Origin of the sequence: Kribbella sp. NPDC050470, from assembly GCF_044458365.1 — a bacterium.
GTDB lineage: Bacteria > Actinomycetota > Actinomycetes > Propionibacteriales > Kribbellaceae > Kribbella.
In genome coordinates, this window is sequence record NZ_JBITHV010000004.1 from 400,249 (window position 1) to 414,859 (window position 14,611).

14 protein-coding genes are annotated in these 14,611 nt (G+C 69.3%); 8 read left to right on the plus strand and 6 right to left on the minus strand.

Translation table 11 applies throughout. The features are described from left to right. The first annotated feature begins 42 nt into the window (after positions 1-42). Entirely contained in the window at positions 43-1,566 is a 1,524-nt protein-coding gene (locus tag ACIBGM_RS13920; protein WP_360524567.1) for an alpha/beta hydrolase, read from the plus strand. Here ACIBGM_RS13920 and ACIBGM_RS13925 read toward each other — a convergent pair. Next, positions 1,563-2,192: a hypothetical protein gene (locus tag ACIBGM_RS13925; protein ID WP_360524570.1), complete on the minus strand. Its 630-nt coding sequence runs from the start codon at positions 2,190-2,192 to the stop codon at positions 1,563-1,565. The two genes, ACIBGM_RS13920 and ACIBGM_RS13925, sit on opposite strands and share 4 nt — an antisense overlap. Positions 2,193-2,274: 82 nt before the next feature. Between ACIBGM_RS13925 and ACIBGM_RS13930 the strand changes: the two genes are divergently transcribed. From ACIBGM_RS13930 to ACIBGM_RS13940, 3 genes are all read left to right on the plus strand, one after another. Continuing rightward, positions 2,275-2,610, plus strand: a complete 336-nt coding sequence (locus tag ACIBGM_RS13930; protein WP_360524573.1) for a sterol carrier family protein — start codon at positions 2,275-2,277, stop codon at positions 2,608-2,610. 123 nt (positions 2,611-2,733) lie between these two features. Beyond that, the gene (locus ACIBGM_RS13935) at positions 2,734-4,020 is read left to right on the plus strand and encodes an MFS transporter (RefSeq protein ID WP_360524576.1); all 1,287 of its coding nucleotides are present in this window, start codon (positions 2,734-2,736) and stop codon (positions 4,018-4,020) included. A gap of 12 nt (positions 4,021-4,032) precedes the next feature. Next, positions 4,033-4,998, plus strand: a complete 966-nt coding sequence (locus ACIBGM_RS13940; RefSeq protein WP_360524579.1) for a hypothetical protein — start codon at positions 4,033-4,035, stop codon at positions 4,996-4,998. Positions 4,999-5,041: 43 nt separating this feature from the next. On the opposite strand, the gene ACIBGM_RS13945 is transcribed toward ACIBGM_RS13940, so the two are convergent. Then, complete coding sequence (locus ACIBGM_RS13945; RefSeq protein ID WP_360524582.1) at positions 5,042-5,659, minus strand: TetR/AcrR family transcriptional regulator; 618 nt, start codon at positions 5,657-5,659, stop codon at positions 5,042-5,044. Positions 5,660-5,766: 107 nt separating this feature from the next. On the opposite strand from ACIBGM_RS13945, the gene ACIBGM_RS13950 reads away from it, so the two are divergent. Beyond that, positions 5,767-7,851 carry an MMPL family transporter gene (locus tag ACIBGM_RS13950; protein WP_360524585.1) on the plus strand — a complete coding sequence of 695 codons (2,085 nt, stop codon included), beginning with the start codon at positions 5,767-5,769 and terminating at the stop codon, positions 7,849-7,851. Here the strand turns inward: ACIBGM_RS13950 and ACIBGM_RS13955 are convergent. Further along, the gene (locus ACIBGM_RS13955; protein ID WP_360524588.1) at positions 7,844-9,328 is read right to left on the minus strand and encodes a PLP-dependent aminotransferase family protein; all 1,485 of its coding nucleotides are present in this window, start codon (positions 9,326-9,328) and stop codon (positions 7,844-7,846) included. The genes ACIBGM_RS13950 and ACIBGM_RS13955 overlap by 8 nt on opposite strands. A 28-nt stretch (positions 9,329-9,356) precedes the next feature. Here ACIBGM_RS13955 and ACIBGM_RS13960 point away from each other — a divergent pair, with 28 nt between their 5' ends. From ACIBGM_RS13960 to ACIBGM_RS13970, 3 genes are read left to right on the plus strand one after another with little or no spacing between them, the layout of a single operon-like run. Continuing rightward, positions 9,357-10,157: a methyltransferase gene (locus ACIBGM_RS13960; protein ID WP_360524591.1), complete on the plus strand. Its 801-nt coding sequence runs from the start codon at positions 9,357-9,359 to the stop codon at positions 10,155-10,157. Next, a complete protein-coding gene (locus tag ACIBGM_RS13965; protein ID WP_360524594.1) occupies positions 10,151-10,306 on the plus strand; it encodes a hypothetical protein in 156 nt (51 codons plus the stop codon). Before ACIBGM_RS13960 ends, ACIBGM_RS13965 begins: the two co-directional genes overlap by 7 nt. Before the next feature lie 31 nt (positions 10,307-10,337). Further along, positions 10,338-11,828 carry a CYTH and CHAD domain-containing protein gene (locus tag ACIBGM_RS13970; RefSeq protein ID WP_360524597.1) on the plus strand — a complete coding sequence of 497 codons (1,491 nt, stop codon included), beginning with the start codon at positions 10,338-10,340 and terminating at the stop codon, positions 11,826-11,828. A gap of 178 nt (positions 11,829-12,006) precedes the next feature. Here ACIBGM_RS13970 and ACIBGM_RS13975 read toward each other — a convergent pair whose 3' ends face one another. The 3 genes from ACIBGM_RS13975 to ACIBGM_RS13985 all read right to left on the minus strand — a co-directional run bounded on the left by ACIBGM_RS13975 (position 12,007) and on the right by ACIBGM_RS13985 (position 14,518). Next, positions 12,007-12,363, minus strand: a complete 357-nt coding sequence (locus ACIBGM_RS13975; protein WP_360524600.1) for a PAS domain-containing protein — start codon at positions 12,361-12,363, stop codon at positions 12,007-12,009. Between the two features lie 170 nt (positions 12,364-12,533). Then, positions 12,534-14,156, minus strand: coding sequence for a cation acetate symporter (locus tag ACIBGM_RS13980; protein WP_360524874.1), 1,623 nt, complete (start codon positions 14,154-14,156; stop codon positions 12,534-12,536). A 20-nt stretch (positions 14,157-14,176) separates the two neighbouring features. Continuing rightward, positions 14,177-14,518, minus strand: a complete 342-nt coding sequence (locus ACIBGM_RS13985; RefSeq protein WP_396385652.1) for a DUF485 domain-containing protein — start codon at positions 14,516-14,518, stop codon at positions 14,177-14,179. Positions 14,519-14,611: the final 93 nt, after the last annotated feature.

Here is a 14,611-nt window from a genome sequence, read left to right on the forward strand (position 1 = left end):
CGCGCAGGGCTGACCAGCTCCCGGGCCAAGCGAGGGGTTGCTGTGTTTGCGGTTCTCGCGGTGCTGGTGAGCGGCTGTGGGATCGCGAGCCGCGCCCAGGACGCCGGAGCGGAGGGCACGACCGGCTCGACCGGCAGCGGCAGCAACCCGACGAAGGGTCCGGCCGGCCCGATCCCCGCCGGCCTGGAGAAGTTCTACCAGCAGCAGCCGGACTGGGAGCGCTGTGGCTCCAACCAGCAGTGCGCGACCATCGAGGTCCCGCTGGACTACTCGAAGCCGACCGGCGAGACGATCGAGCTCCGGGCCCGCAAGGTGCTCGCGCGGGACCGGGCCGGCAAGATCGGCACGCTGTTCATCAACCCGGGTGGTCCGGGCGCCTCGGGGCAGGAGTTCGCCGCCTCGGCCGGGTTCGTGCTCGGCGCGCAGCTGCTGCGGAAGTTCGACGTGATCGGCTGGGACCCGCGCGGGGTCGGGCAGTCGACGCCGGTGCGCTGCCTGGACACCGCGCAGATGGACAAGTACATCGCGACCGACGGCAGCCCGGACGACGACGCCGAGATCAACGAGCTGAACGAGGAGTCCAAGGTCTTCGCGAACGGGTGCCAGCAGCGCTCCGGTGAGCTGCTGCCGCACGTGTCGACCAAGGACGCGGCGCGCGACATCGACGTACTGCGGGGAATCGTCGGCGATTCCGAGTTGTACTACCTCGGCATGTCGTACGGCACCTACCTAGGTGCGACGTACGCCGAGCTGTTCCCGAAGAACGTCGGCCGCCTGGTGCTGGACGGCGCGGTGGACCCGTCGAAGTCCTCGAAGCAGAACAACATGGCCCAGGCGAAGGGCTTCGACACCGCGCTGGACGCGTTCGCGGAGGACTGCGCGCAGCGGTCGTGCCGACTCGGCAGCACCAAGCAGGAGGTGCTCGCCAAGGTCGACAAGCTGATCAACGACAGTGACGCGACCCCGCTGCCCGGCGACGGGAGGCGTGAGGTCACGCAGGCGCTGGTGGTGCTCGGCGTGATCTACCCGCTGTACGTGAAGGACTTCTGGCCGCGGCTCGAGGACGCGGTCCTGGACGGGCTGGCCGGGAACGGCGCCCGCCTGCTGGCGCTCGCCGACGAGTACACCAGCCGCGAGCCGGGCGGGTACTCGAACAACAGCAACGAGGCGATCTACGCGGTCAACTGCCTGGACCGCCCGGACATCAGCTCGATCGCGCAGGCGAAGGCGGAGGAGCCGGAGTACAAGGCAGCGTCACCGCGGTTCGGGGCCTTCCTGCTCTGGGGCTCGATGGCCTGCGCGAACTGGCCGGTCAAGCCGGAGAACCAGCCGCACGCGATCAAGGCGGCCGGCGCCAAGCCGATCGTGGTCGTCGGCACCACGCGCGACCCGGCGACGCCGTACGAGTGGGCCGTCGGGCTGGCGGGTCAGCTGGAGAGCGGTGTCCTGATCACCCGCGACGGCGACGGGCACACCGGCTACAAGGCCGGCAACGCCTGCGTGGACAACGCCGTGGAGAGCTACCTCCTGCAAGGTACGGCGCCCACCGCCGACATCAAGTGTTAGCTGGGGCGGGTGTCGTTGTCCGCCGTGGGTAGCTGCAACGTTTGAGTGGCCTGCTCGAGGACGGCGCGGAGGGCTGCTTCGTCCTTCGGGCGGCCGCCGACGGTGATCTCGACGGCGGTCTTCTGGCCGCCGTCCTGGGAGATCCAGCGGGACAGGCCCATCCGCGGTCCGCGGGTCTGGTCGACGTACGTGTAGATCAGCGTGCCGTTGTCGCGGCTGATCACCTTGAGGCCCTGCTCGTCGATACTGCGCTCGCGGCTGCCCACCAGTTCGTCCGGCGACTTGCTGCTCCCGCGCGTGTCGAACCGTAGTTGCCAGACCCCGCTCGGGTCGATGAACCGCGGCCGGGTGCCCTCCTGGGCGCTCTTCCACCCGTTCGGGACCTCGGCGGACACCGGGTCGCTCTTGGTGCCGAAGGTCTGCAGCGTGTACTGCAGCGAGTCCGCCTGCAGGCAGTCCGTGCAGGACGGTGTGGTCGGCGCGGGTTGGCTGTTGTTCACGTTCCCAGCCGGGGTGTCGGTCCCCAGCAAGTCCCCGTTGATCGCCAGTACGCCGCCGAACACGGCTACGCCGACGGTCATTCCCGCCAGCGTCATCAGCAGCGCCTGGTGCCTGGGCGTGAGCATCCCGACCTCGCTTCCCTCTTTCCCGCCTGATTATCGACCACGAAGGGGGCGACCCCACAATCCCCGCGTACGCTGGCTCGTCGTGGATCCCGATTTCGCCCAGGCCCTGCAGCGGTACGACGCCGGTACGGCGGATCGCGCGGACCTCAAGCTGCTCACCAAGCAGCTGCTCAAGCTCCTGGTCGCCAAGGCTCCCGGGCACGCGGTCGAGGTCCGGGTCCCGCCGTACGGCGCCGTGCAGTGCATCGAAGGCCCCCGGCACACGCGTGGCACCCCGGGCGCTGTGGTCGAGCTCCCGCCCGAGCTGTGGATCGACCTCGCCCTCGGCCGCACCACCTGGCCGGAGGCCCGGAGCTCCGGCAAGCTCCGGGCCAGCGGCGAACGCACCGACCTCGGCCCGCTGCTCCCACTCATTTGAGCGATGACTCAGCGACCGGCGGTTCCGGACCGGGATGATTGACGCCGTGGGCAACCAATCGGTTCGACGGTAGGGACGAAAAAGGGTTCTTCCCGGAGCGAGGGTGCATGCCACCATGTGCCGGTGTCATCAAGTGTCCGAGAACGGCTTTCCCGGCTCCGCGTCGATCTGACGCCGTGGCGTGGTTCCCGCGACTTCCGCATCCTGGTGATCTCCGGATCGGTGTTCTTTCTGGGCGGCATGGTCGGGTACGTCGCCCTGCCGTACCAGCTGTACCAGTTGACGCACTCGAACTTCGCCGTCGGCGCGATGGGTTTGGTGACGATCGCGCCACTCGTCGTGTTCGGCCTGTACGGCGGTGCGCTCGCGGACCACGTCGACCGGCGGAAAATGCTGATCGGCACCGGGATAGCGCAAGTGGTCATTTGTGCCCTGCTGCTCGCCAACACTCTGCTTTCCAATCCGCAGGTCTGGCTCATTTACGTCTGCGGTGGTCTCAATGCGATCGCGTCGTCACTGCAGCGCCCGAGCCGGGACGCGCTTTTCCCGCGGGTGGTGAAACACAAGGAGATGCCGGCCGCGGTCACGCTGAACGCGCTGACCCTCCAGGTCGGCCAGCTCGCGGGTCCCGCGCTCGGCGGCGTCCTGGTCGCGACCGCGGGTGTCGCCTGGGCGTTCACGGTCGAGCTCGCCGGTTTGGCCGTCGCGACCCTGCTCTACCTGCTGCTTCGCCCGTACAAGGTGAGCGAGCACAGCACGCCGCCGAGCCTGCGCGCGATCGGGGAGGGCATCCGCTACGCCTTCCGCCGCCGGGACCTGCTCGGGACGTACGCCGTCGACATGGTCGGCATGTTCCTGGCGATGCCGATCGTGCTGTTCCCGGCGTTCGCGACCGAGGTGCTGCAGCAGCCGAAACTGCTCGGTCTCCTCTACAGCGCGGAGGCGATCGGCGCGATGCTGGCCACCCTGACCAGCGGCTGGGCCCGACGGGTGCATCACCACGGCCGGGCCGTCGTACTGGCGACCATCACGTGGGGTGCCTCGGTCGGCGTCGCCGGGCTGGCGCCGAACATCTGGTTCGCGATCGCGTTCTTCGGGATCGCCGGCGGCGCGGACATGATCTCCGGACTGTTCCGCTCGGTGATCTGGAACCAGACCATCCCGGACGAGATGCGCGGCCGGCTGGCCGGGATCGAGATGCTGTCCTACTCGCTCGGCCCGCTCGGCGGCCAGTCCCGGTCCGGCCTGGTCGCGGACCTCACCAGCGTCCGGACGTCGATCGTCAGCGGCGGCATCCTGTGCGTCGCCGGCGTGGTCGTGACCGCGGCCTGCCTGCGCGACTTCTGGGGGTACGACGCCCGCACCGACGAACACGCGATCCGCGAAAGGGAGTTGCGCGCGGCGAGTTAGAGTCGACTCACCATGCGTATCCGTCCTGCCCTTCTGGCCGCTGCTCTGCTCGCCGTCGCGGGCTGTGGTGGTCCCGGTAACGAGACCGCGCCGAACGTGCCGCCGCTGGTTTCGGTGAGTACGACGCCGACCCAGACGCCGTCGGAGACACCCTCGCCGAGCACGCCGCCGACCGCGAAGGTCGCGGAGACGCTGTGCGTGCGCATGGACCAGGCGTTGGTGCAGGCGACCCTCGGGACACCGGTGGTGACGCTCCAGACGAAGGTCCCCCCGGCCGATTTCGGCCTGCCGACGTACGACGTCTGCCAGTTCGGGCTGAGCACCAGCCCGAACGGGCCGGTGCTGCGGGTCGGGGTTTCGGTGCTTCCGGCAACGAAGGCGACGCTGGCCGGCGCGCAGAAGGCCTACGCGGCGACGAAGGGTGAGCCGGCCAAGCCCGCGGTCGTGGGCGAGGGCGGGTTCGGGACCAGCACGTTCGTGGTGTTCCTGCTGCAGGGGCGGCTGTACAAGGTCAGCGGACCACCGGCGACTCTGGCGAAGTACGTCGTACTCGGGCAGGAAGTGGTCCGGCAGGCACCCGGGCTGCCGGAGGCGCCGGCGCTGATCGCGCGACCGGACTGTGAGCGGGGGTCGGACGAAGCCGAGAAGGTGATGGGCGCACCGGCGATGGTCCGCCGCGACGGCCAGACCGCGCTCGGCGATCTGGTCTGCGGCTGGGTCAACCCGACCAGCGTGCTCTCCACGTCGGTCCGCCGTACGCCGAACGCGAAGGCGTTGATGGAGCCGATCCGGAAGGCTTCGACGGCGCAGTCGATCCCGCTCGGCGACGAGGCGTACGTCGACACCGCCACCGGCCGGACCACGATCCTGGTCGGCGACGACAAACTGGTCGACCTGGTCCCGCTGCCCGCCCGGGCGATCGACCCGGACACCATGACCGCCTTCGCCCTCGCGATGTCCCCGCTGTACACCCGGTGATGTAGATCTCTACATTGCCCAGCCGGGAGGCCGTGGGTCGGGATCAGTGGGGGTGGGCAGGGGTCTCGAGGGGAGTGAGGTAGCCGACCAGGGCTCGGTTGAGCTCGGTGATCCAGCGGTCGCGGTCGGCGGGTGCGGCGGAGACGATCGTGCCCAGGAGGGCGGCGAAGATCTGGGTGGCCACGGCCGCGGCGGTGTCGCGCTGGTCGGCGGGCAGGTCGGGGACGCGGGCGCCGATGATCTCGGCCACCCGGCCGGTGACGGCCTGCTGCAGGGCGCGGGTCGGGGCGGTGAGCCGGTCCGGGAGGTCGCCGCTGCTGAACAGCGCCTTGAAACCGGGGTTCGCGAGGTTGACCTCGACCATCGGGCGGATCATCCGGTCGACCATCTCCGGCAGCGGCAGCTTCACCATGCTCAGGTCGAAAGCCTGCTCGTGGGCGGCCTTCAGCTCGGCCCGGTAGCGCTCGGCCAGCGCCTCGGCGAGGGCCTCCTTGTTGGCGAAGAACTGGTACAGCGTGCCGGGCGAGACGCCCGCCTGCTTGGCGATCGCGTTGGTGGTCGCCTTCGCGTACCCGACCTCGGCGAACACCACCGCGGCCGCGTCGGTCAGCTGCTCCATCCGCCGCTGCCCGCGCGCCTGCCGACGCGGTTCCTCAGGCATGCGTCACCCCTCGATTGACAAACACGAGCAAATACTCGTATTTTCTTCATACGCGAGCAACTACTCGTGTTCTGTCATCCTACCGCCGCCTGCCCGGAGGTTCCCCCATGCCCGAAACCGCCCCCGCCCATCCGACGCAGGCCGGTCTGCTCGAGCGGCTCGGTCGGTTTGCCGTACGGCGACGGCGCCTGGTCGTCGCGTTGTCGGGTGTTCTGACCGTTCTGGTGCTGGCGATCGCCGCCGGCGCTCTGAATGCCCTGTCGTTGTCCCGGATCGCCGACTCCGCGTCGGAGTCCGATCGGGCGCGTCGCGTCCTCGACACCCAGTTCCAGACCGGCCCGCCCAACCTCGCGTTCCTGGTGACGGCTAGCGGGAGCGTCGACGACGCCAAGGTGCGAGCCGAAGGGCTCGCGCTGACCGAGGAGATTGCCGACCAGGCCGGCGTCGCGGAAGCGGCGTCGTACTGGTCGCGCGAGAACAGCCCGGCGTTGCGGAGTGAGGACGGGCGGCAGGCGCTGGTGCTCGTTCGGGTGCCGGGCGAGGTGAACGAGGCGCGGGCTCGGGTCGGCGAGCTTGCGCAGGAGTTTGCCGGGCAGCGCGGCGGGATCTCGGTTGAGGCGGGTGGGCAGGACGAGGTGTTCCGGGAGATCGGGGCGCAGGCGCGGGAGGACTTCCTGCGGGCGGAGGTGATCGTGCTGCCGATGGTTCTGGTGCTGCTCGTGCTGATCTATCGACGGGTGTCGCTGGCACTGGTGACCCTCGGCGTCGGGATCTTCGCGGTCGGCGGTGCGCTGGCCGGGCTACGGGCGATCGCCGCGTTCACCGAGGTCTCCACCTTCGCCGCGAACCTCTCCCTGGTCATGGGTCTAGCCCTCGGCGTTGACTACTGCTTGTTCGTGATCGCACGCTACCGCGAGGAGTTGGCGCACGGCGCAGAAGTCGGCGACGCGGTGGTAACGGCAGTGCGCACGGCCGGTCGGACGGTGTTCTTCAGCGGCCTGACCGTCGCGATGTCGTTGCTCGCCCTGCTGCTGTTCCCGCTGCCCTTCCTGCGTTCCTTCGGGTACGCCGGAGTGCTGGTCGTCGCCTCCGCACTCGTCGGCGCCCTGGTGATCCTCCCGGCCGCCCTCGCCCTCCTCGGCCACCGAGCCGCCGGGCCAGTTGCCCAACGCAAGAGAACAGGCTGGTTCCGGCTCGCGCACTACGTCATGCGTCGACCAGTCCTCACCGGCGGCGCGATGCTCGCGCTGATCTTGTTGCTCGCGGCACCGGCTCTCGGTCTGCGACTCGGCCTCCCGGACGCCCGGATCCTGCCGGCCGACGCGAGCAGCCGGATCATGGCCGACCAGGTCCGCACCAACTTCGGCCAAGAGGAGTCCGACGCCCTGTACGTCGTCATGCCGGACACGTCTCAGTCCGCTGCGCTTCCGCCGTACGCCGAGAAGTTGTCGAAGCTGGACGGGGTCGCGCAGGTCGACACGTACTCGCGGAACGGTGGCGCCTACCTGACCGTCACGCCGACCCAGGAGGTGCTGGAAGGGGACGTCGGCGGCTGGGTGGAGCGGGTGCGTGCGGTGGATCCGCCGTACGACGCGATCATCGGCGGGACTCCGGCCGAGATGGTCGATTGGCGGTCGGCGTTGACCGAGCGGATCCCGTTGGTGTTCGGGCTGATCCTGCTGCTGAGCTTCGCGGTGCTCTGTTTCGCGACGGGCAGTGTGCTGCTCCCGCTGAAGGCGACCGTGCTGAATCTGCTCAGCCTGGCGGTGATGTTCGGCGTGATGGTGTGGGTCTTCCAGCAGGGCAACCTGTCCGGGCCGCTCGGGTTCACGGCGACCGGGGTGCTGGAGGCGAGTATGCCGATGCTGATGTTCTGCATCGTCTACGGGCTGTCGATGGACTACGAGGTGTTCATCGTGTCGCGGATCCGGGAGGAGTATCGGCGGACGGGGGACACGGTCGGGGCGGTGGCGACGGGGTTGCAGCAGTCGGCGCCGTTGGTGACGACGGCGGCCGTCGTACTGGCGCTGTCGTTTGCGGTGTATGCGACCGGCGGGGTCGTCTACCTGAAGATGATCGGGATCGGGATGGCTGTGGCCGTGCTGGTGGATGCGACCGCGATCCGGGGTGTGCTGCTGCCAGCGTTCATGAAGCTGGCTGGTCGCGCGAACTGGTGGAGCCCGGTCACATGACGTCGGCGATGGTGGCGATGGCTTCGGTGAGATCGGTGGGCGTGCGGGCGGCGTACCCGAGGACGAGGCCGGGAGCGTGCGGGAGCTGGCAGTGCCAGGAGAGCGGGTGAGTCTTCACGCCCTTCTGCAGCGCGGCCGCGGCGAGCTCGACGTCGTTCACCGAGGCCTCGAAGGTGATGGTCAGGTGGAGGCCGGCGGCGGCGCCGTGGACGGTTGCGGTGGGCAAGTAGTTCGCGACGGCCCGCACCATCGCGTCGCGGCGGGTGCGGTGCCGGCGGCGGAGGAAGCGGAGCTGGCGTTCGAGCTCGCCGGACTCCATCAGGTGTGCGAGCGTGAGCTGGGGCAGCGCGGCGTTGCCGAGGTCGGCCAGGCGCTTCATGTCGATCAGGTCGTCCTTGTACGACGCCGGCGGCAGCATCCACCCGATCCGCAGCGACGGCGCGAGCAGCTTCGACACGCTGCCCGCGTAGATCACCTGGTCGGCCAGCATCGCGCGCAGGGCCGGAACCGGCGGCCGGTCGTACCGGTGCTCGGCGTCGTAGTCGTCCTCCATGATCAACCCGCCCTCGGCCGCCCACTGGATCAGCTCGCGCCGCCGTTCACCGTCCAGTACGACGCCAGTCGGAAAATGGTGCGCGGGTGTCGCCATCACCACGCGGGCGCCGGACTCGCGCAGGAGGTCGACCCGGAGGCCGCCGTCGTCGACCGGGATCGGCGGGGTGTCGAGACCCCAGTTCTGCAGGTGCTGGCGGGAGCCGAGTGAGCCGGGATCCTCGACCGCCATCTCGGTGATCCCGCGGGACCTGAGGACCTGCGCGACCAGGCCGATCGCCTGGGATACACCGGCCACGATGATCAGGTCGTCGGGGTGCGCCGTCACGCCCCGGTTGCGCGCGAGCCAGTTCGCCACGGCCCGCCTGAGCGCGGGCGTGCCGGCCGGGTCGCCGTACCCGAACTCCGCTGATTCCAGATCACTCAAGACGGCCCGCTCGGCCTTCAGCCAGGCGGCCCGCGGAAACGCAGCCAGATCCGGCACCCCAGGCGTCAAATCAATCCGAGCCGGCGCCGCCCGCAAGACATCGAACACATCGAGCCCCGGCCCACTCGCCACCGTCTCCGCCGTGTCCGGCGCCGCGCTGCGGTGTCGGTGCGAGGGCTGCGAGGCCCGCCGGGAGGCCGGCCCGGGGGAGGTGACTACTACCGTGCCGGCGCGGCCGCGGCCGGATACGTGGCCGTCTTCGGTCAGGCGTTGGTAGGCCTCGGTGACGACGCCGCGGGAGACCTGGAGCTCGGCGGCGAGGACTCGGGTGGCAGGGAGGCGACTGCCGATGGGCAGGCGGCCGTCGGAGATTGCCGCTCGGAGATGCTCGGTCAGCCAGCTCGACAGGCCGCCCGGCGGCGCGTCCGCCGGGTCCAGCTGGAGGAAGTCGGCTCCTGGTTTGGACCGACCACTTTCGCCCTGATTGGACCTGTTCACTGGACCATTGTGGCGGCAACTTGGAGGTATGGGAACTGACTACGTGCACGGCTACACCCCCGCCGAGACCCGCCGGCTGACCGACCAGGCGCAGACTCTCGCCGACCTCCTGCACGCCGGGACCGCCTACCCGGCCGGCAGCCGGGTGCTCGAAGCGGGCTGTGGGGTCGGCGCGCAGACGGTCCAACTGGTGACTCGCAGCCCGGGCATCGATCTCGTCTCCGTCGACATCTCCGAGGAGTCACTCGCCCAGGCCAAGGCACGCGTCAGCGCCGCGGCCCCCGACGCCCGCGTCGACTGGCGGCTCGCCGACCTGCACGAACTCACCGGCGAGTTCGACCACGTCTTCCTTTGCTTCGTCCTCGAGCACCTGGCCGACCCGCACGACGCGCTCGTCCGGCTCGGCAGCCTGCTGAAGCCGGGCGGCACGATCACCGTGATCGAGGGCGACCACGAGTCCGCCTTCTTCCACCCGAGGAGTACGGCGGCGCAGGCAGTCATCGACTGCCTCGTCGACCTCCAGGCCGAGGCCGGCGGCGACTCACTGATCGGCCGCCGGCTGCAGCCGTTGCTCAAGGACGCCGGGTACGACGACGTCCGCGCCTGGCCGTGCACCGTGTACGCCGACGAGACCCTGCCGCACCTGGTCGACGGCTTCACCCGCAAGACGTTCATCGCGATGGTCGAGTCGGTCCGGGACCGCGCGATCGCCGCCGGGATGCGCACACCCGCCGAATGGGCCCAAGGCATCCGTGAACTGTCGAAAGCCGCCGAGACCGGCGGCACCTTCCACTACACCTTCTTCAAATCGGTAGGCCGAAAATGCTGATCCTGCTGCTGTTCCTGGTCCTGATCGCCTGGGCCCTGCAACTCAACCACGACCGCCAGACCTGGCCGTCCACGCCAGGCACCGCGCGCAACGCCGTACCCGATCGTGATCTGCAACGGTTGGTGGCCGATCTGCAGGCGCTGCGCTGACCAGTTCATGAACACCTGGTAAACAAGGAGGATGGCAACCAGCGAACAGCTCGAGATCGAGAGCAAGTACGACGTCGACGAGAGCGCGAGCCTGCCCGCGCTGCACGAGTTGCCCGGGGTCGCGAGTGTCGCGCAACCGGTCGAGCTGGACCTGGAGGCCGTGTACTACGACACCGACGCGCTCGACCTGGCCGCGAACAAGGTGACGTTGCGGCGGCGGACCGGCGGCGAGGACGACGGCTGGCACGTGAAGCTGCCGGTCTCGTCCGGCGAGCGGCTCGAGGTCAGACAACCGCTCGGCCGGTCGAACGCCAAGGTGCCGATCGCGTTGATTCGCATGGTGCGGGTGCACGTCCGCGACCACGAGCTCGTCCCGGTGGTCACGCTGACCACCAAGCGCATCGTGTACAAGCTGCTCGGCGAGGACGGGGAAGTGCTGGCGGAGCTTGCCGACGACCGGGTCACCGCGACCGTCGAGGGCGGCGAGCCGGAGAGCTGGCGGGAGTGGGAGGTCGAGCTCGTCGGCGGTGAACGTTCGCTGCTCGAGGACGCCGAGAAGGTCCTGCTGTCCGCCGGCGCGCAGCCCGCGGCGGGGCCGAGCAAGCTGGCGCGGGCGCTGGGCGATCGGGTGCCGACTCCGACTGTGTGGGAGCTGCCGTCGAAGCCGCGCACGTCGGACCTGTTCCGTGAGTACGCCGGTACGCAGGTCCAGGCGATCCGGGAGCGGGACCCGGAGGTGCGGCGTGACGTCCCGGACTCGATCCACAAGTTCCGGGTCGCGACGCGGCGGCTCCGCTCGGCGCTGGCGACGTACCGGCCGGTGGTCGACCGTGAGGCAGGGGACCGGATCCGGGACGAGCTGAAGTGGCTCGCCGGTGAGCTCGGGGTCGCGCGGGACGCCGAGGTGCAGCGCGAGCACTTCGCCGCGACAGTTGCTGAGCAGCCGGCCGAGCTGGTGATGGGGCGGGTCGCTGGGCGGATCGACGATCATCTGCGGGGTGTCTACAGGGAGGGACGGGCCGGGGCGCTTGTCGCGTTGGAGAGTGAGCGGTACTTCCGGCTGCTGGATGCTCTCGATCGGCTGATCGCCAACCCGCCGCTGGTGGGTGACGACCGGAAGGCGAAGAAGCAGATCGGCGACTTGCTCGACCACGACTGGAAGCGGATGCGGAAGGCAGTGCGCCGGTCGAAGGTGGCCGAGACGACGGCTGAGCAGGACCACGAGCTGCACGAGGTCCGCAAGGCAGCCAAGCGACTCCGGTACGCCGCGGAGTCCGCCGTACCTGTCCAGGGTGACGATGCCGCTGACCTCGCCGCTCGGGCCGAAGATGTCCAGGAAGTGCTCGGGGCGCACCAGGACTCGGTCGTCTCCCGCGACCTCCTGCGCCAGCTCGCCGTCCAGGTCCACCTCGACGGCGGCAACGCCTTCACCTTCGGCCGCCTGCACGCCGCCGAAGAACACCGCGGCATCCAGTCCCGAGAAGACTTCTACACCCTCTGGCCAAAACTCAAACTGGGCTGAGGTACATCCCACGCGGCGCTCGTCGCAGCTCCTTCGTCGCCGCACTACGCCGCCCCGCTCCCACCCACCCCGACGCACGCGCTTATCGCGCTTCACCTACGCGCTACCGCGCGTACTCGACCGCCCCGTGGTCCCGCCAACCCGCCCTCGTCGAGCCGACCGTGGTGGTGGCGAGAGGTTACAGCGGCTCGATGGACTCCGAGGGGCCTTGGTCGGGGGTGAAGGCTGAGAAGGCTCCTAGTACTTGGCCTCGGCTGTCGTGGATTACGTTGAGGTGGACTTCCAGGCGGATGGTGTGGCCGTCTTTGTGGAGGGCTGGGACGTTGAAGGAGCCGTGGTCTACGACGCCGTCGGACAGGTTCATGGCGGCGCGGTAGCCGATCCAGTGGCGTTCTCGGTAGTCGGGCGGGACGATGAGGTCCAGGGTGGCTCCGAGGGCGTCGTCCTCGGTGAAGCCGAACAGGTCGGTCATGCCAGAGTTCCAGTACCGGATCACGCCGGTCGGATTCGCGAAGATCACTGCAGGGTCAGCCATGTCTCGACGCTAGGCAGCCGCACCGTCTGGCGTCGACGACGTGCTCCCCACACATCGCGCCAGAGGAACAGAAAGACGGGCCCGGCGGGAGGGTCCGGGCCCGTCTTCAGGGGCGGGGGTGGGGCTGTCAGGCAGGATCGCGTTTGGTCAGCAGGGCCTGCCTGACAGGTTCAGTGCTGTACGGCCTTCTCGGCGCCTGCTCCGGTGAGGGAGCGGACCTCCATCTCGGCGTACTTGTCGACGTCGGTCTGCTCCTTGCTGGTGACCGTGCCGAGCCAGCCGAGCAGGAACGCCAGCGGGATCGAGACGATGCCGGGGTTGTCCAGCGGGAACCAGTGGAAGTCGATGCTGGTGTCGGTGATCATCGACAGGCTGGCGCCGGTCTTGGCGTCGACCTTGCCGGAGACGACCGGGCTGAACGCGATCAGCAGGATCGCCGAGCCCAGGCCGCCGTAGATGCTCCAGAGCGCGCCACGGGTGTTGAACCGCCGCCAGAACAGCGAGTACAGGATGGTCGGCAGGTTCGCGCTGGCCGCGACCGCGAACGCGAGCGCCACCAGGAACGCGATGTTCTGGCCGTTGGCGAAGATGCCGCCGATGATCGCGACCGCGCCGATCACCAGTGCGGTGATCCGGGCGACCCGGACCTCGCCGTCGGCGTTGACCTGGCCCTTCTTGATCACCTGGCCGTAGACGTCGTGGGCGAACGACGTACTCGCGGTGATCGTCAGGCCGGCCACGACCGCCAGGATGGTGGCGAAGGCGACCGCGGAGATGACACCGAGCAGCAGCTCACCGCCGAGCTCGAAGGCCAGGAGCGGGGCGGCCGAGTTCGCCTTGCCCGGGGCGGCCCTGATCGCGTCCGGGCCGACGAGTGCGGCGGCGCCGTACCCGAGGACCAGGGTGAACAGGTAGAAGATGCCGATGATCCAGATCGCCCAGCTGACGCTGCGGCGGGCTTCCTTCGAGTTCGGCACCGTGTAGAAGCGCATCAGCACGTGCGGCAGACCCGCAGTGCCGAGGACCAGGGCGAGCGCCAGCGAGATGAAGTCCAGCTTGCTGATGCCGGTCGCGCCGTACTGCAGGCCGGGGTTCAGCAGCTTCTCACCGGCCGCCGGGCTGCGGTCCACCGCGGCGCCGAGCAGGCTGGACAGGTTGAACGTGTACTTCGCCAGCACCCACAGCGTCATCAGGCCGGCGCCGAGCACCAGCAGGACGGCCTTGATGATCTGCACCCAGGTGGTGCCCTTCATGCCGCCGACCAGGACGTAGGTGATCATGATGATGCCGACCACGGCGATCACCAGGCTCTGCCCGGCCCGGCTGTCGATGCCGAGCAGCAGGGCGACCAGACCCCCGGCGCCTGCCATCTGCGCCAGCAGGTAGAAGAAGCAGACGCCGAGGGTCGAGATCGCGGCCGCCATCCGGACCGGCCGCTGCTTGAGCCGGAACGACAGTACGTCGGCCATCGTGAAGCGGCCGGTGTTCCGGAGCAGCTCGGCGACCAGCAGCAGGGCCACCAGCCATGCCACCAGGAAGCCGATCGAGTAGAGGAAGCCGTCGTACCCGTTCAGGGCGATCGCGCCGGCGATGCCCAGGAAGGACGCGGCGGACAGGTAGTCGCCGGCGATCGCGACGCCGTTCTGCGGGCCGGTGAAGGACCGGCCGCCGGCGTAGAAGTCGGCCGCGGTCCGGTTGTTCCGGGACGCCTTGATCACGATCGCCAGGGTCGCCAGCACGAACAGCGCGAAGATGGCGATGTTGACGGTCGGGTTGCCGATGTCGGTTGCCATCGGCAACAGCAGGGGTGCGCTCACTGGTCGGCTCCCTCGATCTGGTGGCGAAGCCTCTCGGCGTCGGGATCGACCCGCTTGTCGGCCCAGCGGACGTAGGTCATCGTGATGGCGAACGTCGACACGAACTGACCGAGGCCGAGCAACAGCGCGACGTTGATGTTGCCGCCGATCTTGGTGGACATGAAGTCCGGGGCGTAGGCGGCGAGCAGCACGTAGAGGAAGTACCAGACCAGGAACAGGCCGGTCATCGGGAACACGAAGCGCCGGAACCGGCGACGCAGGTCGGAGAAGTCAGGCGAAACCTGAACGTCCCGGTACGTCGTCAGCCCCGAGTCGCCCGTGGGTCGCGTGTCAGTCATGCACGGACCTCCAGACAATGTCAGGCCGGGCGGAGTGACCGGCAGGGGGTTGCTGGTCCGTACTGTGTCCCCGGTCACGCGCCAGGAGACAGC

Bases quoted from the DNA above. Each gene is read 5' to 3' on its own strand.
- ACIBGM_RS13985 (WP_396385652.1), bottom strand. From the start codon at position 14,518: ATGACTGACACGCGACCCACGGGCGACTCGGGGCTGACGACGTACCGG.
- ACIBGM_RS13945 (WP_360524582.1), bottom strand. From the start codon at position 5,659: ATGCCTGAGGAACCGCGTCGGCAGGCGCGCGGGCAGCGGCGGATGGAG.
- ACIBGM_RS13965 (WP_360524594.1), top strand. From the start codon at position 10,151: ATGCTGATCCTGCTGCTGTTCCTGGTCCTGATCGCCTGGGCCCTGCAA.
- ACIBGM_RS13940 (WP_360524579.1), top strand. From the start codon at position 4,033: ATGCGTATCCGTCCTGCCCTTCTGGCCGCTGCTCTGCTCGCCGTCGCG.
- ACIBGM_RS13950 (WP_360524585.1), top strand. From the start codon at position 5,767: ATGCCCGAAACCGCCCCCGCCCATCCGACGCAGGCCGGTCTGCTCGAG.
- ACIBGM_RS13960 (WP_360524591.1), top strand. From the start codon at position 9,357: ATGGGAACTGACTACGTGCACGGCTACACCCCCGCCGAGACCCGCCGG.
- ACIBGM_RS13970 (WP_360524597.1), top strand. From the start codon at position 10,338: ATGGCAACCAGCGAACAGCTCGAGATCGAGAGCAAGTACGACGTCGAC.
- ACIBGM_RS13975 (WP_360524600.1), bottom strand. From the start codon at position 12,363: ATGGCTGACCCTGCAGTGATCTTCGCGAATCCGACCGGCGTGATCCGG.
- ACIBGM_RS13925 (WP_360524570.1), bottom strand. From the start codon at position 2,192: ATGCTCACGCCCAGGCACCAGGCGCTGCTGATGACGCTGGCGGGAATG.
- ACIBGM_RS13980 (WP_360524874.1), bottom strand. From the start codon at position 14,156: ATGGCAACCGACATCGGCAACCCGACCGTCAACATCGCCATCTTCGCG.